The 22,794-nt window shown below is 37.4% G+C and carries 19 protein-coding genes; 1 reads left to right on the forward strand and 18 read right to left on the reverse strand.

The window, feature by feature from the left end; genetic code table 11:
* Positions 1 to 21: 21 nt before the first annotated feature.
* The 17 genes from BAU16_RS05300 to BAU16_RS05375 all read right to left on the reverse strand — a co-directional run bounded on the left by BAU16_RS05300 (position 22) and on the right by BAU16_RS05375 (position 20,566).
* On the reverse strand, positions 22 to 1,503 hold the full coding sequence (locus BAU16_RS05300; RefSeq protein WP_161526643.1) for a response regulator transcription factor: 1,482 nt from the start codon (positions 1,501 to 1,503) through the stop codon (positions 22 to 24).
* Positions 1,496 to 3,229, reverse strand: coding sequence for a sensor histidine kinase (locus tag BAU16_RS05305; protein WP_161526644.1), 1,734 nt, complete (start codon positions 3,227 to 3,229; stop codon positions 1,496 to 1,498). The genes BAU16_RS05300 and BAU16_RS05305 overlap by 8 nt, the downstream gene beginning before the upstream one ends.
* On the reverse strand, positions 3,201 to 3,836 hold the full coding sequence (locus BAU16_RS05310; protein ID WP_161526645.1) for a YesL family protein: 636 nt from the start codon (positions 3,834 to 3,836) through the stop codon (positions 3,201 to 3,203). Before BAU16_RS05310 ends, BAU16_RS05305 begins: the two co-directional genes overlap by 29 nt.
* A 72-nt stretch (positions 3,837 to 3,908) precedes the next feature.
* On the reverse strand, positions 3,909 to 5,381 hold the full coding sequence (locus BAU16_RS05315; RefSeq protein WP_048603647.1) for an ABC transporter substrate-binding protein: 1,473 nt from the start codon (positions 5,379 to 5,381) through the stop codon (positions 3,909 to 3,911).
* A 25-nt stretch (positions 5,382 to 5,406) separates the two neighbouring features.
* The gene (locus tag BAU16_RS05320) at positions 5,407 to 6,330 is read right to left on the reverse strand and encodes a carbohydrate ABC transporter permease (protein WP_048603646.1); all 924 of its coding nucleotides are present in this window, start codon (positions 6,328 to 6,330) and stop codon (positions 5,407 to 5,409) included.
* Between the two features lie 11 nt (positions 6,331 to 6,341).
* Complete coding sequence (locus BAU16_RS05325; protein ID WP_161526646.1) at positions 6,342 to 7,295, reverse strand: ABC transporter permease; 954 nt, start codon at positions 7,293 to 7,295, stop codon at positions 6,342 to 6,344.
* Positions 7,296 to 7,501: 206 nt separating this feature from the next.
* Positions 7,502 to 8,788: a sulfatase-like hydrolase/transferase gene (locus tag BAU16_RS05330; protein ID WP_237579210.1), complete on the reverse strand. Its 1,287-nt coding sequence runs from the start codon at positions 8,786 to 8,788 to the stop codon at positions 7,502 to 7,504.
* Positions 8,770 to 9,018 (reverse strand): sulfatase-like hydrolase/transferase, encoded by a 249-nt coding sequence (locus tag BAU16_RS13665; protein ID WP_337248004.1) that lies wholly within the window; start codon positions 9,016 to 9,018, stop codon positions 8,770 to 8,772. Before BAU16_RS13665 ends, BAU16_RS05330 begins: the two co-directional genes overlap by 19 nt.
* Before the next feature lie 18 nt (positions 9,019 to 9,036).
* Positions 9,037 to 10,380 (reverse strand): family 20 glycosylhydrolase, encoded by a 1,344-nt coding sequence (locus tag BAU16_RS05335; protein WP_161526647.1) that lies wholly within the window; start codon positions 10,378 to 10,380, stop codon positions 9,037 to 9,039.
* Between the two features lie 9 nt (positions 10,381 to 10,389).
* Positions 10,390 to 11,043, reverse strand: a complete 654-nt coding sequence (locus BAU16_RS05340; protein ID WP_161526648.1) for a YitT family protein — start codon at positions 11,041 to 11,043, stop codon at positions 10,390 to 10,392.
* A 1-nt stretch (position 11,044) separates the two neighbouring features.
* Complete coding sequence (locus BAU16_RS05345; protein WP_161526649.1) at positions 11,045 to 11,872, reverse strand: MBL fold metallo-hydrolase; 828 nt, start codon at positions 11,870 to 11,872, stop codon at positions 11,045 to 11,047.
* Positions 11,873 to 12,020: 148 nt separating this feature from the next.
* Positions 12,021 to 13,412, reverse strand: a complete 1,392-nt coding sequence (locus BAU16_RS05350) for a glycoside hydrolase family 1 protein (RefSeq protein WP_161526650.1) — start codon at positions 13,410 to 13,412, stop codon at positions 12,021 to 12,023.
* Between the two features lie 23 nt (positions 13,413 to 13,435).
* Positions 13,436 to 15,511 (reverse strand): heparinase II/III family protein, encoded by a 2,076-nt coding sequence (locus BAU16_RS05355; RefSeq protein WP_161526651.1) that lies wholly within the window; start codon positions 15,509 to 15,511, stop codon positions 13,436 to 13,438.
* 76 nt (positions 15,512 to 15,587) lie between these two features.
* Complete coding sequence (locus tag BAU16_RS05360) at positions 15,588 to 17,213, reverse strand: extracellular solute-binding protein (protein ID WP_161526652.1); 1,626 nt, start codon at positions 17,211 to 17,213, stop codon at positions 15,588 to 15,590.
* 35 nt (positions 17,214 to 17,248) lie between these two features.
* Positions 17,249 to 18,112: a carbohydrate ABC transporter permease gene (locus tag BAU16_RS05365; protein ID WP_048603717.1), complete on the reverse strand. Its 864-nt coding sequence runs from the start codon at positions 18,110 to 18,112 to the stop codon at positions 17,249 to 17,251.
* Between the two features lie 60 nt (positions 18,113 to 18,172).
* Positions 18,173 to 19,129, reverse strand: coding sequence for an ABC transporter permease (locus tag BAU16_RS05370; RefSeq protein ID WP_048603638.1), 957 nt, complete (start codon positions 19,127 to 19,129; stop codon positions 18,173 to 18,175).
* 93 nt (positions 19,130 to 19,222) lie between these two features.
* A complete protein-coding gene (locus tag BAU16_RS05375; protein ID WP_161526653.1) occupies positions 19,223 to 20,566 on the reverse strand; it encodes an alpha-L-fucosidase in 1,344 nt (447 codons plus the stop codon).
* A 246-nt stretch (positions 20,567 to 20,812) separates the two neighbouring features.
* On the opposite strand from BAU16_RS05375, the gene BAU16_RS05380 reads away from it, so the two are divergent.
* Complete coding sequence (locus BAU16_RS05380) at positions 20,813 to 21,442, forward strand: YesL family protein (protein WP_161526654.1); 630 nt, start codon at positions 20,813 to 20,815, stop codon at positions 21,440 to 21,442.
* A gap of 97 nt (positions 21,443 to 21,539) precedes the next feature.
* Here BAU16_RS05380 and BAU16_RS05385 read toward each other — a convergent pair whose 3' ends face one another.
* On the reverse strand, positions 21,540 to 22,649 hold the full coding sequence (locus BAU16_RS05385; RefSeq protein ID WP_202621246.1) for a glycoside hydrolase family 88 protein: 1,110 nt from the start codon (positions 22,647 to 22,649) through the stop codon (positions 21,540 to 21,542).
* Positions 22,650 to 22,794: the final 145 nt, after the last annotated feature.

A 22,794-nucleotide genomic window follows, 5' to 3' on the forward strand; every position in this document is an offset into this window, starting at 1 on the left:
CCTCTAATTGATCAGCTGGCATCAAATAGCCTCGTACCCTTTTTCATAAATTTCCCGAAACTCTTTTGGTGTTAAGCCATTTAATTTTTTAAACATCTTCGAAAAGTAATTCGTATTGTTATACCCCACGGCTTCGGAAATTTCATTGATTGTCTGTTGCGTTTGCAAAAGCAACTCCTGCGCTTTTTTGATCCGAACCTGATTAAGACACTGATTAAAACTAAGATCTGTTTCTTTCTTAAAAAGCTGTCCTAAATAGACAACACTCAGATGCAATGTCTCTGACACTGTTTTCAAAGAAATATCCTTTATATATTCTTCATTGATAATTTGCAGCACACGCTGTACCGTCTCAGAATAACGTTTGTCATCAGGTTGTTCTTTAATCATTTCTAAAACGCTATCAAAGAGCCGACGAAGTTCAATAATAGTTTGGCTATTACGAATTCTGCTGACGGTTTGTTCGTAATCATTCGGAGTCAGCACAGGTGCCAAGCGATACAAATCAATAAACAAAAGAAACGATACCGTTTTTACATGCTCCGGATTTGCTTGAATTTTTAATAATTGATCAAAAATATTGTCTAATTCCTGGCGAATTGTTTTTGTATCCCCAATCATCAACGCCTTGTTAAAAGATAAAAAAGGGAGCTCTTCTTCTTTGCTGGCCACATCGACGCGCAAAATTCGTTTTGGAGGAAGGAGGTCCGGGTAAAATTCCTGCAAAGATTGAACTTGTTTGATTTTTTCAAAACTGGAATAAAGGTTTTCCCATTCAAAAATCGTCTCACCGATGACCATTTGCCAATCTTGATCCTGAAGATCGTTCTCTACTTGATGAACATCTGCCAACAATTCATGATGGCTGCCTTCATAAATCAGTAGGTAACTGTTTCCATAAAAATGAGAAGTAAACGCTAGATACTGTCCATGTTCTTGAAAAAAGAGTTGGATGGCAGTTAAAATTTCCAGGGACCCTTGCACCAGCAATGGTGTAAATGGACCCTCCATCGCCTGAGAAACTTGTTTTTTCAGCTGTTGGAATTCCGCCTCGTTCAGTTCGTCATTCAACCAGCGAACCAAGTTGGTCTCTTTGTAAATTTCCTGCTGCTTCACCAGCTCTTGCTGTGTATCTAATTCTTCTCTGATTTGAATAAGACTGCTTCTTAATTCTTCCTTATCTACTGGTTTGACTAAATAATTTTTTACTCCTAATTCAATGCCTCGCTTTACATACGCAAATTCCTGATAGCCGGAAAGAATAATGGTGAAAAAAGTGTCTCCATTTGCTTGCGCTTTTTCCACTAATTCTATACCACTCATCTCCGGCATCGTGATGTCCGTGATTAAAAGATCAATTCTTTGCTCCTTCAAAAAACCAAGTGCTTCAGCAGCGTTGCGAGCAGTTTTTACGATTTCAAAACCTAGCGTTTCCCAAGGTAAAATAAATTTTAACCCCTCCAAAATCATATATTCATCATCTACGAGCATCACTTTATACATTGTCAAATGCCCCCTCTTCAGAAAATTGAATGGTTATTTTTGTTCCCGTTTCTAAACTTGATTCGACTTCCAAGGAATAACTTGGCCCAAAATAATTTTGCAGTCGTTCATGGACATTACGCAACCCAATGGATGTCGACATATCAACATCTGGTTCCTTCAGTTTTTCTCTAACCTTTTGTAACTGTTCAGCATCCATACCTTTTCCATTGTCTGATACTTGAATCACTACTTGCGTTTCTTTTTTAAAGACCTTCACGCTGACAGCATTATCATTACGAGTATAGTCGATGCCATGCACAAAATAGTTTTCGATTAAGGGTTGTATGGTAAATTTAGGCAAAACTATTTTCTTTAATGCATCATCAATCGTGAAATGGTAGGCGATTCTGTCTGGATAGCGCATTTGATACAGATACACATATTTTTCACAAAAAGATAATTCCTTCTCAAGTGTCGTTGTTTTTTCTTGTGTCGTATTGTTTCTCAACAAAGCGGAAAATGCAAAAACGACATCCGCCAGTTCTTCCTGTTGCCGGCTTAAGGCGTACATTCGGATATATTCCAACGTATTATATAAAAAGTGTGGATTGATCTGAGACTGTAGAGCCCGCATGTTAGCATCACGCTGTTTGATTTCTAAAACATAGATATCTTTGATGTATTGATCCAGACTACCCACCATAAAATTGATAGCCGATGCCAAATCATACAATTCGTCCTGAACATGGGAAGTATCAATTCGCATTTTTAAATTGCCTTCGCTGACACTTTCAGTTACATTCACGATGCTTGTGACCTGCTTGCTGTATCGTTTGAAGGTACGTTGCAGGATGATTAGTAAAATTCCCGCAATGATGATACCAACTGATAACATAATTAATGAAGATTGTAGGACCTTTTGCCAAAATAAATGCTTACTAGCCAAAAGAACGATTGTTGCCTGTCCGCTGCTAGTATCTTCAGTAACGAAATAGTCAGTAGAAAAAGTCTGTTGTAAATCGCTGTTCACCTTGACCAATTCCGCTACCTTTTTTCGTTCTTTTGTACTCGTGTAATTACTGTTGGAAAATATTAGCTCCCCTGAACTGTTAAAAATGAAACTGTCAATACTATCTGTTTCCATTGTTTCCGCCAGACTGCCTAATACAGCTTCGGATGAAAAAACGCCATACAAGGTTCCAATCGGTTTACCTGAATATTGATCTTGAATGACCCGCATCATGGACAACCCATTAAGATCTGATACTTTACCGGCAATAATTCGCCCATTGCGTGTCTCCCGATCTGCACGCAAATAATAATCTAATTCATCCAAATTAAGATAAATCGCATCCAAGTCTGAAAAAGTAAAGAATTGGCTCCCCAGTAACGAAGGAAAATTGATATCCGTCTGATTAATCGCCCACGCTTTTGACGTGTACTCAAAATATTCTCGAGGTGTCATTTGCATATAATTCCGCAAATTTTCAAATTTTGCCTGAGAACCCACTAGATCTGTATAAAGACCATCCATGACATCCTTACGATTTCTTACATAGCTATCCAATTGGTACAATGCAGCATTCGTTTTTGTTTCCAGAGAAACATAATTATTGCGACCAATAAAAACGCAAGAAGCAGCCACTGTTAGCAGGATGATTCCTACTAACAGAAGGCTGTAAATTTGCATCAATTGATTGATGAGATAATTTTTTTTAAAGTACTTTCGTAGAAGTCGTTTCATTTGCTTCCAACTTTCCATCCACTAGACTACGATTTTTTCTCGTCGTATAACCACACCACATAAGGATGAGGGCAAATGTAGCAAATAGTAGCAATCCCTTGAAGTACCAGCTTAAAATCACGACACTGCCAATACCAAAGATTACTCTTAAGAAAACACCAAAATTCAAAAACACACTGATAAATGCCAGCTTCATTAAGTCAAAAAAACCAATTGAATAACTTGTTTCATAAAATATCATATACAGATACATCACACTTAGCAACAATAAAACAGAAAAAAGTAAAAAAGCAATCAGCAGCCAAAGAATGCCGGTCAATTGAACGGCTAAGAAAAGATTGTAGCCTATGATAAACAAGGCAGTCGCCATCACTAAAAAATCACGATTTCCTTTTTTAAAGTTGCGTTTCCAATGTTCAAAAGCTTTTTTAAAAGTAATCTCTTGGTAATCGATACGAGCTTCTTCCAAAAGATCATTTATTGTTTGAAAAGCCGGGCCTATTCCAAAAACCACACCGCCCATCACCGTCAACAGTACAAAAATCAGGTTCAATTTGATTACTGTCCAACTTAGATAAAACAATCGTTGAATGCCTGAACTTTCCATTTTTCTTCCTCTTTTCTATGTAAGATAAGTGATGACAAAGTCTAAAGAACTTTGTCATCAGCTTATCAAAAATTATTTGCTTTCAGCAACAAATTCATCTAATTGAGATTGCATTTCCTTTTGAACTTTTTCCCAACCAGCTGTTTTTAAATCAGCATTTAATTTAGGCAAGTTTTCTTCAGGATCAACTGTCCCAGTGCTTAAACTAGATGCATACCGATTCATTACATTAGCGATATTGGTAATTTCAGTTTTTACTTTGTCTTGTTTAAAGTTGAAACCAAGAATAGGTGATTCAACAGCATTTTCGATGTTTTCATCCCGTTCAGTGATCATTTCATCTGTCACTGTTTCAGGAGTGTAAAGGATAGTGCTGTCTCCTGTATTCCAAGCACCTAAATGAGTATTTTGGGTGTAACCTTCTAGGAACTTCACATGATTATCGCCAACTTTTTCCCATTGTTCGCCTTCAACACCATAAACCAAACCATTTAATAATTCTGGATTGCTGTTTAATAAGCCCAGTAGTTCAACAGCTTTTTCTTTGTTTTTTGATGTATTTCCGACAACATAGTTTGCCATTTGAGCTTGTGAGGTTGACTTCAATTGATCTGTCAATGGGCGTGAAACTAATTCTTTGCCACCAGCTGCATTAGTCAGTGCTGTATCACCGTAATCCATAGGTCCTTGTGTTTCTTCACGCATGAACCAAGTGTTTTCATTCAAGTTATACGCTGTTGTATTGGTTGCAGCATCACTTGGAATCAAACCAGCTTCATACCACTCGTGCATAACTTTTAGACTGTTAACCAAATCATCGTCTTCATATGGGTTGATGATTTTTGGTGAACCACTATCGTCGACTTTTACTCCGAATGGATATTGTTTTCCCATGACATAGTCAAAATTTCCAGAAACATTGAAACTTTGTCCAATGGCAAAAGCAGGAATATTTGGTTCTTTTTCATGGAATTGTTTCAAGACTTCAGTTGCGCTTTCATAACTACCGCCGACCTTGCTGATATCAAGATCATATTTGTCAACCAATTCTTTATTGAAAGTTAATACTTGTTGCGCATAAACGTTCCCATTTACTGGAAAAGCATACAGTTTTCCATCGATTGTATTTCCTTTAATGTAACTTTCTGGCAACTGTTCATAGGCTTTTTTTGCCAGCTTTGGTGCTAATTCAGTCAAGTCAGCATAAGCACCTTTTTGTGCATTGATTACATAGTTTTGCGCTATTGAAATATCATAGCTTTCACCGGATGCAACAATTGTAGACATTTTTTGATCCCAATCGCCCCAGCCGATAAATTCCATTTTTAATTTTGCACCGATTTCTTTTTCAATAATCTTGTTTGCATTGTCAATCAATGCATCATAGTTTTCTGGTTTATCTCCTTGACGATACATCAATAAGGTTGGTGTGCCTGTTGAATCGCCATCTGAAGAACTATTATCGGAAGAACTCCCACAAGCCGATAATCCCAATGTTAACGCTGCTGCTCCGGCAAAAGCTAATGTTTTTTGCCAATTTTTCATTTCTATTCCCCCTACTAATAAATTTTTATTCTTTTACACCGCCGATAGTTAAACCACCCACGAAATACTTTTGGAAAAATGGGTAAGTCAAAGCAATCGGTAATGTTGATAACACAACAATCGCCATTCTGGCAGACTCACTTGGTAATGCCGCCATTCCACCAGAAATTTGGGCTGCCATTCCGGTATTCCGAGATAAAAATTCAAGATTGTTTTGAATTTTCATCAACAGGAACTGTAATGGAACCAATGTATCTTTTTGAATATAAAGCAAGGCATTAAACCAATCATTCCAGTAACCTAATGCTGCGAATAAACTAATCGTCGCGATTCCGGGTACTGCTAATGGTAAAACAATCCGAATAAAAATATTCATTTCAGTCGCTCCATCAATTCGGGCAGACTCAATAATACTATCCGGTACTGTTTTCTTAAAGAACGTTCGCATAACCAATATATTAAATGGACCTAACGCAAGTGGTAAAATCAACGACCAAATGGTGTCATTTAACTGCAAGAGGTTGGTCATTACCAAATAATTTGCAACCATACCTGGTGTAAAAAGCATAGTAATCAATGCAAAAATCGTAAAAAATTTACGAAATGGAAAATTCGACCGCGAAATAACATACGCATAAAGAGAAGTCATAGAAGCATTTACCACTGTTCCTAAAACAGTAATAAAGACAGTTATACCTAATGCGTGTAAAATCTTGCTGCTCATTGCACCTTGAAAAATATATTCATAGGCAGCCGTTGAAAATTCTTTCGGCCAAAATCGGTAACCATTTGCTGCTAGAGACCCTTCACTTGTCAATGATATAACAATGACAAAGAAAAAGGGTAATACACAAGAAATTGCAAATAGTGCAATAATGATATTAAAAATCAAATTGACCGTTGGATTGAACGAACGAATTTTTACATTATAAACAGTTTTCTTTTTCATGCTCGTCCCTCCTAGAATAATGCTGAATCTGGTTCGATTTTACGAACAACAAGATTCGAAAGTAATAATAAGCTAGCACCGACAACTGATTGATAAAGTCCCGCAGCTGCTGTCATGCCGATATCCCCAGTAGCGGTCAAGCCATTGTAGATATAAGTATCTAAAACAGAAGTTACATTATATAGTGCTCCGGAATTTCGCGGTATAATATAGAACAACCCGAAATCTGCGCGGAAAATACCACCGATATTCATAATCAGCAAAACAGTCATCATTGGAACAATTTGTGGTATCGTAACATTTTTTATTTGTTGCCATTTACTTGCTCCGTCCACCATTGCTGCTTCATAATATGTAGGATCAATTCCCATTACTGAAGCGTAATAGATGATACTGTTATACCCTAAGCCTTTCCAAACATTCAAGAACACAAAGATCAGCGGCCACCAAGTTGGATCAGCGTACCAGTTAATCGGTGTCCCCCCTCCATTTGTCAGCCATTGATTGATAATTCCTTTATCAGGACTTAAAAATGAGTAGGCAAAATAGTTGATGACCAACCAAGATAAGAAGTAAGGCAATAAGGACATCGTGTGATATACCTTAACCAATCGTTTATTTCTTAATTCACTCATGACGATTGCAAAACTGATTGCAAAGAACAAGTTAAATGCCAAGAACACAATATTATACAATAACGTATTTCTGGTAATCAGCCATGCATCATTTGATGCAAACAAGAATTTGAAATTATCGAACCCTACCCACGGACTGATTCCGAGACTTGCTAAAAATCCGTCTGGTGACAAGTGAAAATCTTTAAAAGCTACGACATTTGCTAACACTGGTATGTAAAAGAAGAAAATAAACCAGATGAAACCAGGCAACGCCATTAAAATAAGTGCTTTATAACGCCAGACATTTTGCCAGAAGCTTTTTTTCTTTCTTTTTTTTGTTTTTTCCATATTTATTCCTCCCTTCGCTAAAAATAATAGCGCTTTCCAAAGAAAGGAACAATGAACAAACTAAAGGAATGTCAGAACAAATTAAAGATGTTGGATAAATAGTAACTTGTAAGTACATGGTGAACAAAAAAATAACCCTTGATCCAAGAATGATTAAAAATCTTGGATCAAGGTTCAGAAAAACGTCACTGATCCTTCTGTTTTTATTAACGCCGCCGTAGATACTGATACTCAAAAATCAAGTTATCATTATTTTCAATCATCCATTGTTCTAATTTTTTCTGCATCAACTCGCGGACAGCAGGTTGTTCCTCAATCAGATTGATCAACTCTCCATGATCATCCCTCAAATCGTACAATTCATCAATATCCCCAGCGTTAAAAACATATTTCCAATTTTTCCAGCGAATTCCGCGTTGAGAAAATAAAATAGCACCAATTCCGGAACATTCAGTCACAACACAATCCCGCCACAAAACAGCCTCTTTTTGAATTAAAGGCAGTAATGATCTTCCATCCCTTTCAGCCATATCTTTTTTAATACCTGCAGCAGTTAAAATCGTCGAATAAATATCGCACGTTTGAACGAATTCAGGGATATGAACAACCGATTTCTGTGCTGGTGCCTTGATAAATAGCGGAATAGACGTAATCTCTTGATACATGAAAATCGCTTTATCGCATAAGCCCCCATGTATTCCTAATGATTCTCCGTGATCCGAACTGAAAATAATTAAAGTATTGTCATACAGATTCTTTTCTTTTAAATATTCGATTAGCCGACCAATCTGATGATCAATATGGCTGATATTCGCATAATAATGCTGAATATAAGGAATAAAATTTTCCCATGTAGGGTCCTTCGCCCGCTTGACATCATGAATTTTAGGTTTATTTTCACTGTCACCGTCATAATTTTCCCACGGCGTGAAAGTTTTATCTCTATAAAGATCCAGATATTCACTCGGTGCATAGTAGGGTTCGTGTGGTCCCCAGAAATTCAATTGAAAATACCACGGTTCTTCTTTCTCAGAAAACTGATCCAACCACTTTTTTGTTCGTTCAACCAAATAGTATTCAATCGTTGACTTAACCCCGGATGTGATCTCTCCTGCTTGATGGGAGGTGTAATTTCCTGAGAGAATATTTTCGATTTTTAATTCTAATTGATTGTTCTTTAAATATTCCTTATATTCTGGATAGATATATCCGCCGAAACCATGCCCCGGAAAATCATCTCCTTGGTAACCGAGACTTGTCGGCGTTGAAGCAGCATTCATCGCCAGTTCAGCAAAATGAATTTGTCCCATATATTGTTGCACATAATCATCCTTGCGAACAGCATCTGCACCAGTTCCTAAATGCCATTTACCAGTGTATCCCACCTGATAGCCGGCTTGCAGCAAACGGCGACTCAATAACTCCGGAGAATCCGGCAATTCTTGAACCATATTTCCATAATTATAGGAATTCGTCAGCATACCATGATGCATGGGGTAATGGGGTACACCCCTGTCTGTAGCGAGGCTCTCGCCGGAGTGCAAATGGGACAAACCGTATATGCCTCGTCAAAGACGCTACTATTTTCTGCCAAATTATCGAGTACGGGTGTGCTTACTGGTAGACTACCATAGGCAGAAAGAGTATCCTTTCGCTGCTGATCCGTTAGAATAAATAAAATATTGGGTTGATTTACTTTCATTTTTTTCACTCTTCTACACATATTTCTTTCGACTTTAGATTAAGAAAAAAATTTTTGGTAAAATTTATCAAAGACTTCTTCCGGAAAATCCGTCCCGTTGATTTTTTGTTTCGCTGCTGCCAAAATGTAGAAGATATCTTGATTTACTTCATCTTCTGTTTTTGCTTCAGGAATATTTGACCATATGCATAGCGCTGTTGCCTTTACTTGCGCCGCATACGTTGGATCAATTTCTTGTTGACTGGCAAAAAGATCCGTGTGCCAATCTGTCATCACTTTTTCGTAAGTAGGATACGTATATGAGGCATGCTCTCCTAAAACATAATAGAAATAATTATCATTATGGTTGATAACGGTGTACCCTTTTTCTAAGTAGCTTTCAATTGGTGCCATATTTTTGTCCCAACGTGTCCAATAACTGACGATACAATCTGCAGATAAATGAATTTTTTCGGTTCGATTAACCCGATAAAACCCATCATTCCAAACGATTGGATAGAAACCAAGAGTATGAATGAAATCGATTGTTTGGTTCACAAATTCAATGAAAACTTCAATTCCACTGGCATCACTGCCAAATTTTTCACTCGCATATTCTTTTAGTGTCGGATAGCGTTCCAACTCATCAAAAGGCACAAATTCATCGGCTCCAATATGGAAATAGCGGCTGGTGTTGAAAAGTTCCCCATACTCTTTATAAATCGAATGGACAAAAGCCCCTGCTTCTGGATTTAAAATATCCAGCGCTCTAAGATCCTTCGTTAAATTGCCTTCGTCATCAATCATTGGCAAACACCATTCTTGGCGATTTTGCAAAATATGTTTTAAATGACCTGGAGCATCAAAATCTGGAATAATCTCCATAAAGCGTCCGGCAGCATATTGAATTAATTCTCTGATTTCTGCTTTAGTCAGATATTCATCGGACATAATATCCGGATATTGTTGGCACTCAATTCGAAACCCTTCATTTTCAGAAAAATGGAGCTGGATATTGTCAAATTGAAAAAAGGCAAGCATGTCGATTGCTTCTTTTAAACTTTCCAATGAAAAATATTTCCGACCGATATCCATCATCAGTGATTTTTCTTCTCTTGGAAATTCCACTTGATAGCGGGTCTCTAAAAGCGAATCTGCTTGAATTAATTGCAATAAATGCATTGCCACTTGAAAAATATATTTCTCTGAAGAAGCCTTAATCGTAACGGTTTCATTTGCGACCTCAATCAATCCTTCTGATAGTGAGGCATCTAATTCCAAAGATAAATCTCCAGCTAGATGAGTGATTGTCAGTGGATGCCCCATTTTTTCCCACAAGGCACAAATTCCCTTTGCAGCAACAAGTGTTTCCGGTTTACTAGTAATTGTTTGAATACTTTCCATGTCTTTCCCCTACTTTTCTATTTTAATAAAGGCTTTTCTTTTAGAAAGATGCAATTTCATGATTTCTGTCAGTCGATTGCTTTTTTCCTTCAGAAAAATTCCTAAAATCCAACTGTTGACGTAACTAAAAACAATTCCAATAGCAATGGTTTGCCAGTTATAAGAGATCAAACCTAAGGTAAGGACGCTCCAATTTAAGTAGCGTAAAATTTTGGCAACACCTAATTTTTGCCATTTTTTATGAATAACTAAAGCAACAATGTCTAAACCAACGGTCGAAGAATTTGCAGTAATACAAAGATAATATCCCACAGCAATAAATAAATTTGCCAGCAAAAATTCTACTAGCAGATTACTTTTCAGCGACCATGGCATCAAGTAAAAAACACTGAAGAATACATTGTAAAAAACACTTGAAAGACACGATCGAAAAAAATTGTCTGATCCAAGAAAAAACCAACTAATAATCAACAGGACTAGTGTAAAGCCATTTGTTAAAACTAGTAGTGGAAAACCGCTTAAGGTGTTGGTAATCATCGCTAGACTGGTTACACCACCATTAATGATTTCATTAGGTTTCATCCACTGAGCATAGGCAAACCCCATCAACAGGGTGCCGATAAAGATTTTCCCAAATGCCTTTTTATCTATCCATTTTGTCATGTTAAAACTCCTTGATCATACCATCATAAGCGACCTCGAATCCCTTTTTTGATACCAATTCAACCATCTCATCATGTAACAATCCACTATTATGGGAAAAATGGTTACAGACAAAGAGGGTCTTTTCGTTTACTGCCTGCAAGTGCATCAGCCGCTCTTTGACAAGTAAATTTGCAGAAAAGCCCATATGATTTTTTGTTGAATCATGGTTTTGTGCATTGCAATCAATGCTGACTAAATCATAATGTGGTCGTTCGTCAGAAAAATACTGCCAATTTTCTTCTGGAAAATAGCCGGTGTCATGCGCATAGAGAAGTCGTTTATTCTTTGAGGCAATGTCATAGAAAAGACATTCTTCCCTGGGATCGTGGTCTGCCAGCAAAGGTGTGATTTGATAGTCCATAATAAAGAATGCAACAAAAGGTTTAACCGGATGAAAAACAATCCGACTTTCTTCCCAATACCCTTCCATATCAAACACCCGCTTTAATTGTTGAAGAACTGCCGTATTTCCATAAACATGCAGCGGATTTTCCACCTTGGCAACATACCCACTCAACCGCATTACTAACTCCTCTGCGTACAAATGATCAGAATGAGTATGGGTAATCAGCACATGTTGAATCTTTGGTAAATCAAATCCATACGTTAAATAATGCATAAACGTATCTGCGGGAAAATCAAGCAGAATTTGGTCATCAATCAGCGACTGTGAACGACTACGAATATCTTTTCCTCCACATTTTTTTGCTTCTTGGCAAACAGAACAATCACAAAAAAGAGCAGGAACTCCTTCTGCAGCTGCAGTACCAAAATATTGAATTTTCACATTTTCACTCTTTTCAATTAATTTTTAGAATTACCTTTCGGTCAATTTAAGCGGTTGCAATTTAAAAGTTGATTAATTCAACAACGGTAAAAGGATAACGCTTTTTGTAACTGATTTCAATGGCATCCTTGAGATACTAATCAGCTTTTTAGTTATTTATTGGTTCTATCCCATTCTTCCTAATCACATCTGCCATCCAAAAGCTCGATGCTTTTTCTTTTCGCTCATATTCTTTTTTCAAATCAACACGATAATACCCATAACGATTTTTATAAGCATTCAACCAACTCCAGCAATCGATAAATGTCCACATATGATAACCAAAACAAGGGGAACCATCTTCAATCGCACGATGCAATTCCTTCAAATGATCCGCCAAAAATTCGATTCGATAAGTATCCTCAATCATACCCTCTGTATTTTCGAATCTTTCTTCATCTGAGACCCCCATTCCATTTTCTGAAATATACCAAGGAATATTTTGATAGCTGTTTTTTAACCTCATAGCAATGTCATAGATACCTTCAGGATAAATTTCCCAACCACGATAGGGATTAATTTTTTTATCCGGCCAATCGTATCCTCTGAATAAATCTCTAGGCCCTGTAATTGGTCGGTGAGCCACAACAGGTGCTTGAACTCGCAAAGGTTGATAATAATTACAGCCAATAAAGTCTACCCTATTTTCTGCAAAAATCTCTCGATCTCCTTGCATTGTTTTGGGTAGCAGTTTAGCTTCTTTTAAGATTGAAACTAGTTCTTCTGGAAATTTTCCAAAAACAGCACAATCTAAGAAACTCCGAATATAAAGAAGATCCGCCCATTTTGCTGCATCTTTATCCTGTGGTTCTGTACTTTTGGGATAGACAGGAGATAAATTTAAAATAATTCCGATTTGTCCATCGTTATTTTTAGCCAGACGATATTTCTCTACTGCTTTTGCATGAGCTAATAATGTATGATAACCAACTTGAATTGCTCGAGGAAAACTCTGAACTTTTGGCCAATGGGCATCTCCCATATAACCACACTCAATATGGACCAACGGCTCATTAAAAGTAGTCCATTTTTTTACTAAATCACCAAACAATTCGAAAGCTGTTTCTGCATAAAAAGCGAAATCCTCCGCTGAACGTCGTGCTTCCCAACCACCTTGCTCCATTAGCCACCAAGGCATGTCAAAATGAAACAAATTGATGATCGGCTCAATCCCTTTATCCAGCATCTCTTGAAAATAGTCACGATAAAAAGTAACCGCTTTGGGATTGACCGTTTTACCATCCGGCAAAAGTCGGGTCCAAGCGATAGATGTTCGATAAGAATTCAATCTCATTTCCTGCATCTTGCTGACATCTTCTCTAAACAAAGAATACGTATTAGAAGTATTTTCGGGACCAACATTTTCGTAAAATAGTTCTGGTTCAAGCTCAAACCATTTATCCCAAGTTGAGGGACTTTTGCCATCAATTAGTGCTGCTCCTTCTGTCTGAGGAGCAGATGCTGCTGCTCCCCATAAAAATCCTTTTGGAAATTGATACATACGATTATCTCCTCCATTTTAAATTACGTCTTAATTATTGTTTTTTCCCACTGATTTTTCCTACCTGCTGCCTTAAGCAGAACAAACCGTTCGGTGATTCCGACACCTTCTACAAAATGCACACGTCGAGGTGGTATGGGTTGCTGTTCATCATTATAAATGATTCGATAGTTTTGATTTTTATATTCGAAAGCAAAAATATGAAGATATGGAGCTGATAGTTCTTTTCCTACGTGATCTGTAGCTTGAATTGTTTCACTTTGAAGTTCGTGATTTAAGCTTATCAAAGTAAATTGTGTCATGTGTTTTTCTGCCGAAAATGAATGAACCACTCGTTTTGCTGATTTTTCGCGATTATATTCCGGAGAATATTTACTATCCATCACCTCTATCTGTTGAGGCTGAATGAGTTGCAGATACAAGTTGCTATTGGTTCCTTCGTAGTAAATCTGATTTTTTTTCATGCTGACGGACGTTTTAGGAAAATTAAAAAATTGTTGATAGGCAGTTACTTTATCAGAAATGCCTCGGTCAATGATTAACCAAATCCCCTCTTTTATAAAAAGAACTTCTCTTTGCAAATAGACTGGCGCGTCTTGATAAGGTACATGACTTGTAAGAACATAATCCCATTTTCTTGTAAAACGATACTGATTAACTAAACTTTGAGAAATTTCATGAAATCCCCAAGAACCATTCTGTCGAGTAAAATCCTCATGGTTTGCAATGATTGTATTATGAGCGCTCGCAGCTTTATATTTTTGTCGGGCTTTGCTGCCTTCCACATAAGTAAAACGGCCGGAATCAGACAACAACATCTCTCCTTGATGTTGAATCACTAAACTCAACAAATCACTGTGTCCATGACCACCACCATGAGGACCATTTTTAATCAATGTATACGTGCCATCCTTTTGATAGGTGTCTCTCAAAAAGAATAATCCTCCTTGTTCAAGGGCGGAGCTGGTATAAGAAATTTCTTTTATCGGCAGTTGCTGCAATTGACCTTCCGCCTCTTCCCCCAACTGAAAAAGAAAATCAAGAGAAAGGCGTTGAGAGAGCCACTTGGCTTCAGGATTCTGACCAACAATTGCCATCCAAGCAAACAAGGAAGACAACTCTTCCTCATCACTGTCTCCATAAGGGATTTGTTGCAAATCAGAAGTGGTCAACTTACAAGAAGCTTGAATCATTCTTGTTAGCGTTTCTGATAGAATCGTGGGAATTTCTACTTTAAGCCTTCTGCCCAGATAGACGACTTCTCCTAAACAAAGCACAACCTCATGATGATACATGAAAGATTGTTCCCAGTGAAACCCATCTTCCGTTACCTGCAATTGACAACTTTCTTTTAATACCTCGAGGGCTGTTTTAGACCAATCTTTTGCTTCAGTAAATTCTCGTAAAAAACAACTGGCAACAAATACTCCATTCATCTCTAAAAACTTGAAATTACTTGTGTATGCCATTGCCAAATTTTTTTCAGTTGTCAAATGGTGGCAATGTTCCACAAAAGAAGTTATCCAATCCTTTAGAAATTCTGCTGATAAAATATTCTTTGATTGGTCTTCAGCGACTAAAAGAGCGAGATAATGGCTCCACTGCTTCAATCGGATACCCATCTCGATACTTCGCCAGGAAGACCAACTTTTAGTTTCTGCGAAGGGCTCATTTTTCAACCAGTGCCAAAGAATCTCTTGAAATTTCTCCAGATATTTTTTTTCTCCTTCTAAAAGATAACTGTAAATCAAATGTTTCAAATATTGATGGCGATTAAGCATAAACAACCATTCGTTGTCTCCATTTCGTTCAAATTGCCAATCAATAGCTTTAACAGAGGAGAAATAGTGGGGTTCACGGCACCGCTCCATGTCCCACGGATCAGTAAAAGCAAAGCAATTATCCATCAACTCTTCTGCTTTTTTGAGGCTATAACTGTAATCTTCCGCATAGACTGATTTTCTCCCACAAACCTTTAATGATGTGACGTCTTTAGTTACCAATCGAGGCTTTTCTCGATAAAGGTATTCTTTCCACTTCTTTGCATCCCACGCTTTCAAACAATGATTGATACTGGCTGAATTCACAGTTTCTTGCACCTATTCTTCCTCACTCTCTGAAAAAAGGGCGACGAATTGTTTGAAACAATTCGTCCACCCATTTCGTTTCTTGTGCTTATTCTGCTTTCTCCCAACGATCATATGCTTGTTGATAAACACTGATGTACTCATCAAGTCCCATAGAATCTAGGGTTTTCGTATAATTATCCCAATTATCCAAGCTTTCAACACCTGTAATAAATTTCGCCTCCATTTGCTCTACATAAGTTGTAATATCTGTAGCATTGGCAGCAATTTTATCCGATTCGTCCTTCGTCATAAACACAATTGGAAAAGGTACTTCCGCATATGGCATAACTTTTTCGATAACTTCTTTTTGGCTAAATTCATTCCAAACACTGGTATCTGGATCATTTACTTGTGCCTTGACTGCATTTGGTTGGTTGTCATTTGCTAGTCCAGGTACAACTAAACCATAGTCCATTCCAACTTTTCCTCGATCTTCTTCCATTTTTTGCAGGTTTTCTCCCTTATAGACACGAACCTTGTCTCCCGCATCATTGGTTTCATATTCCCAGAAAGTACCTTCAGGACCTTTTGACATCAAATCTGCCCCTTCATCTGTGTAAAGATAATCCGCCCAACGCATCGCGGCTTCAGGACTCTTACACTTATGAGTGATTGCGAATGTACCGGAAGATACTCGTGGATGCCCAGGTGCTAAAGGTGTGTCCTGAATGTCTGAAGTTAATTGTTGGAACATTGGATCGGTAATTGCTTCCTCCGGCATTTTTCCAGTAGCCATGTAGGAAGCATATGCTCCAAACAAACCAACTTTATTCGTTTCGGTGTTTCCTTGAAACTGTTCCGCAGATTGTGAGAAAACTTCTTTATCCAACAAACCATCAGAATAAAGTCTGTTCATAAATGTTAGGTACTCTTTGTAGTTTTCAGTTGAAGGTGCAAAACGAACGACACCATCAACCTCTTCTATGCCCCAGATTTTCATTCCGAAAGCTGGCAATAACCAGTGACGAATGATTAACAATTTATTTCCGTCAGATAATGGAATTTCATCCTGTTTGCCATTCCCGTTAGGATCTTCTTCTTTAAATCGTTTTAACAACGTGTAAAGTTCATTGGTTGTTTTTGGCAATTCTTTGATGCCCAATGCTTCCATCCAATCTCCGTTATACCATAGTGGTGAAATATATAGTGGATTGGATGTTTCTTCTGGATACAGTCTAGGCAAGGAATAGATATGCCCATCTGGAGCGGTGATTGATTTACGGAAATCAGGGTTTTCTTCCAATACTTTGTTTAAATTTGGTGCATAATCTTCAATCAAATCTTCTAAAGGCAACAGAATACCTTGTGAACCATAATCCGTTTGCATCGCTGCTGTTAAATCCCCACCGGCTCCAAAAATGACATCTGGTAATTCATCTGACGCAAATGCCAAATTTAATTTAGCTCTAAAATCTGTTGACGGGGGAGTGATATAGTCAAAGTCAATACCTGTCAGCTTTTCCAATGCTTGTGCTGAAGCCATGTCATCCCATTCTGTTTGTCCGCCCGGTGCCATCATGCTCATCTTTAATGTTTCTTTGACAATTGGCATCCCTGTTTCTTCTACCTTGACATTTGATTCCTCTTTGGATTTTGCTCCAGTAGATCCACAAGCTCCTAATAAAGTTGTCGCTAACAATAGTGACGCGATCGCAAAATATCTCTTTTTCATTTTCTTCTCTCACTTTCTTCTCAATTATTTATTGATCAACCTTTTAATGAGCCGACCATTACACCCTTAACAAAATATTTTTGTAAAAATGGATAAATCATAATAATTGGTAATGTAGAAACAATCATGACTCCATATTTAATAACCTGTGCTAATTGTTGTTTACTATAAGCTAATTCAGCGGCAGCAGCAGTCATTTCTGTACTGCCTTTTGCCATATCTTGATTGACCAAAATTTCTCGTAAAATTAATTGTAGAGGGTACATGGATTTGTTAGTTAAGTAGATCAATGCACTGAAATAACTATTCCAGTGGCCTACTCCACAAAATAATCCCATTACAGCGATGATCGGCATTGATAATGGTAAAACAATTTTAATAAACATTTGAAAATCGGAACATCCATCCATTAATGCTGCTTCCTCCATCTCCCGAGGAATCGTAGATTGAAAGAACGTCCGTGTAATGGCAATATTATACACAGACACGGCTCCTGGAATGACTAATGCCCAAACAGAATCGACCATATTTAAGTTTTTAATCAATAAGTATGTTGGTACTAATCCCCCACCAATAAACATTGGGACCATTAGAAATTTCATAAAGAGGTTTTTACCAAAAAATTCTGGTCGTCCCAAAGCATAAGCACAAGGTAAGGTAAAAGCAAGATTAATCAAGGTTCCGAGACCGGTATAATAGATTGTGTTGCGATAACCTTGCCAAATACTTTTATAAGTAAAAATCGTTTTATATCCTTCCCAAGTTATATTTTTAGGAAGTAACCACATTGCCCCAGAATTCACAGCCGTTGGACTTGAAATGGATGCACTGATTACATAGATTAATGGATACAAAACTAAGAATAATGCGATAGCAATAAATAAATAGACGAAGCCCATAAATATTTTATCGCGGTTTGTTGAGTTAATGGTTTTTACATTCACTGATACCTCTCCTTTCTACCAAAGACTAGTTTCACTGACCTTACGTGATATCTTGTTAACAAGTATCAGCAAAAAGGCATTGATCGCAGCATTGAAAAGTCCCACTGCAGATGCATAACTATATTGTGCATCCAACAACCCTTGTTTATACACAAAGGTAGCGATTACATTTGATGAATCCATATTTAACGCATTTTGCATTAACAAGATTTTCTCGTAACCCATAGACATTAAACTACCTACATTCATGATTAACAAAATAACCATTGTCGGTATGATGGTTGGTATATTGATGTACCAGATTCGTTGCAGACGAGTTGCGCCATCTACAGTTGCTGCCTCGTGCAATTGTGTATCAACGCCGGAAAGAGCTGCCAGATAAATGACCGATCCCCATCCAGTACCCTGCCAAACTCCAGATAACACATAAACTGTCTTGAACCACTTTGGATCCGTCATAAAAGAAATCCGTTCGAAACCTAGGAAATCAAGTAAATGATTGATGATCCCCGTTGATGGTGTTAAAAACGCAATAACCATTCCACACACAACCACGACTGAAATAAAATTTGGTGCGTAAGTAATCGTCTGTGTGAACTTTTTGAATCGGCCATCTTTCAACTCATTTAATCCTAATGCTAAAATGATTGGTAAGGGAAATCCAACAATTAAAGAATAAAAACTGATTCCTAATGTATTTTTGATCAAGTCCCAGAAATAATAAGAATCAAAAAAACGTTGAAAATGTTTGAACCCCACCCATGGACTACCCAGAATCCCTAGGGAAGGCATATAGTCTTTAAATGCAATTATTACACCATACATTGGACCATAAGAAAAAATCGCAATGACTAAGAAAGCAGGTAAGACAAAGAGATAAAGTTGTCGACTATGATAGAGTTTTAGTTTTATTTTCTCCCATTTTGTTTTTTGTTTTACTACAGGTTGATGCCTCATTGTTGCATGCTCCATGTTTTTTTCCTCCTTGTCTTCGTTTATTTTAGAAATATATTTCTGTACACATCATCTTTTGAATGCGTTTACTTTGCAATATGTGCTTTCTTTCTACTGTGTTGAAACAGATATACCTATGCAACCAATCATTGGTACACTTAGACTTTTAAAAGGAATGTATCCTACTCCTTCTTTATTTAGAAAAACTGCTAATTCCTTTCCGGTAGCCAGATCTTTGACTATGGCTTCTTTAGAAGCATCAATATCTGGTAAATAAATATCTCGACTATCAGCTTGAACGCTTCGAAAAGCATAATGCGTTTTACCATCTTTGCTGTATGTCAACTTCCAACCATTAGCCCATTCTTTTGGATCTGCTCTGGTCTCGTAAATTCCCAATCCATAAATTTTGAGCCACTCACCTATCTCAGATAGTCTTCGCATCTCTTCTTCCGTAAAAGTCCCTTCAGGGGTAGGACCGACACCTAAAATCAGATTTCCGCCCTTACTCACGACATCTACCAGAGTTTCTATGAGTTCTTGGGAAGATTTAAAAGTATCGTGGGGTACGTACCCCCAATCATTACCGATAGGAATATTACTTTCCCAAGTTTTTTTAGGAATATCCTCAATAGCGGGGATTTTTCGTTCTGGGGTCACATAATTCTCATGCCGTCCCCCCATCATTCGATCAACAATAATCAAACCATCCTGTTTCTCTCTCGCAATTTCAGCCAGACGATTCATATCCAAATCTTCTTTTCCTTGTCCGCACCAGCCAGCATCCAACCATAATAAATCAATTTTTCCATAATTATGAGTGATTTCATGAATTTGACGATGGACAAATGTGACATATCGATTCCAGATTTCTGGATATTTTTGAGTATCATAGCTGACATTTCTACCTTTAACCGCTTCATCATCTAACCAATAGTACGGAGAGTACCAATCCGCTTTTGAATAATAAGCGCCTATGGCAATTTCTTCATTTCTAAAAGCTTCAAAAACTTCTTTTAAAATATCTCGTTTAAAAGGACTCAACTTCCCGCCAACTTTGTATTCTGATTCTAAAGTATTGTACATGGAGAAACCATCATGATGTTTCGTTGTAAAGATACAATATTTAAATCCAGCCTCTTTACACACCTTGGCCCATTTTGTTGCATCCAGTTTAGTGGGATTAAATGTGGAAATCAGGTTCCAGTAATCCAGTTGAAGCTGTTTGAAGTCTTTTCTGAATTCCCTTCCCTGTCGTGCCCACTCATCCTTCTCTGATAATTGCCAAGATTCAACAATTCCTGCCTGAGCATATAAACCATAATGAAAGATGACTCCAAATTTTAAGTCCTTAAACCACTCTAGTCTTTTCTCCAACATCTCAGTTTCGGGATAAATTGTCTCATCTAACGTTTCGTTTTTCGCTTCTTCTATGTCGCCGCGTAAAACTCCCATTGTATGTAACCCCTTTCTTTTTCTATCTTTACTCTACTCACTTCGTATCTGTTCAACAATATGTGGAAATTTTTTCCAATATGTAAAAAAATAGCTTGGATAAATTTATGCTAATGCTTTACTCAAACAAGCCAAAAGAGGAATGTGTAAAATCAAGCTAGAACATGTTTTTTGTAAAAACGCTTTCAAGGATTTATTCAAAATGTTACTATTCTTACTAAGATATAAATAAGGAGGAAATTTATCATGCAACAGCCTAAAGGCATTTTTAAACTTACCTATTCTTTTGGTGAACTTTTACTCGCCTTCATTAAACTACATTTCTTTTGGAGCTATTTTACTTTATGTGGTGGCATCGTGCTGGGTATTTTTCCAGCAACCGCTACATTGATTCATATTTTTCAGTATTTATTTGAAAACAAGGAATTTCCTTCCTATCTTTTTCAATGGTATAAGGAAGATTATCAAAAGAATTTTCGATCTGTTAATCAATTGGGATTGATTCAACTATTGATTCTCGCCGTATTGTGGATTGATTTACGAGTAGTCAGCAACTTTTTACAAAATCAAGTAATCCATTTAGGGTTGATCGTATTATTCGCTCTTGCCCTTCTGGTCAGCCTTTATCTTTTCCCAGCCTTTCTTCGCTATGACATGTGCCTAATTCAATATTTTAAACAAGCCTTCTTTTTAACCATCAGTAATTTCATCGAAAGCTTGGCTATGATTATTGGTATTCTTTTAGTTACCGCACTTGCTACTTTTTTACCGATTCTAACGCTGGTTGCCTTTATCCCACTATTAGTTTTACCTGTCAGTTGGTTCTCTCTGCAGGCTATGTTGAAAATTGAACGTAATAATTTACCCGAAAAGTAAATAAGCTACTGACATTTCTAAAGTAATAAAATAAAGAAAACCAAACTGGCAGTGTGCCTAACCGTTTGGTTTTCTTTATTTTATCCTGTATATTTTTTTACCAAATTGCTAGTGCCTGATCTTCTAGCCTCAAAATTCCTTCAATGAAAAAGTAATCTCCATACACCAGATGGATTTCAGTTTCTGCTTTTTGGTGGTAGGAATGACTCGATTTTTGTAACATTCCATCCTTTTCTAGATCTAAATCGATATAATTATCCGCTAATTCCCGCAAAATTTTTTCAGCTGCTTTGTGATAGTAGCGGGCTTCCATGCCAGATAAATGCTCAGCAATTTCTAAAAATCCACAAGCAGCACATGCTCCAGCCGAAGTATCGATTTTTGTTGTACCCAGTGGTGCCCGGAAATCAATCAATGGAACAGCTTCAGTTTGTGATACATTTCCAATAAAATAATTAGCAATTTTTTTGGCAGTGTCTAAATAATGCTGTTCTTTTGTATATCGATAACTTAAAGCGAAACCATAAATAGCCCACGCCTGCCCCCGTGACCAAGAAGACTCTGGAGAATATCCTTGACCACGAACAAGCTTTTTGAACAATCCCGACTGTGGATCAAATTCTGCGATATGCCCCACCGAACCATCTGACCGTACCAAATATTTCTCCAAAGTGTCTGCATGAGCTTTGGCAACTTGTAAATACCGAGGATCGCCCAGCTGTTCTGAGGCCCAATAAAGAATAGGAATATTCATCATTGAATCAATAATTGCCCAACCCGGCACTTCACAATTCCACGCTACAAGATAGCGCCCATTTAAATTGAACCGGGCAAGCAGCAAGCTCGCAGCGTGCAACCCTCTCTTTTTTGATTTTTCATTTCCTGTGATTCGATAATCAGCCACTGCTGTGTGAAGCCACATAAATCCTACGTCATGATGCAGGCCCACAAAATCCTCTAAGGCATGATCCAGTTTTTTTTCAATGGCAATCGCACTCTCTTTGAATGCTTCGTTACCATTCCACTGATAGAGTTGCCATAAACTTCCCGCAAAAAAACCGTTCGTCCACCAATCAACTGATCCACCGGATAAATCATTGTACTTCCCATCCTCAGCAGAATAGGGAATTTTTCCAAAGTTACGATCATTGACTCTTTCCATTTTCTGATTAATTTTCCCCAACATTTCCTGTGACCAAACTACCATTTTCAATCATCCTTTCCATACCTTTATCTTATCAATGGCCGAACCTGTTGCAATATGTAATTCTAAAAACGTTTAAAGTATAATGTGTAAAATTTGCCGACTATGTGTTTCCGATAAAGGTCTTTCTTTCACTCTTTTCTTGAGT

The sequence above is a fragment of the Enterococcus sp. JM9B genome, from assembly GCF_009933265.1.
Taxonomy (GTDB): domain Bacteria; phylum Bacillota; class Bacilli; order Lactobacillales; family Enterococcaceae; genus Enterococcus_C; species Enterococcus_C songbeiensis.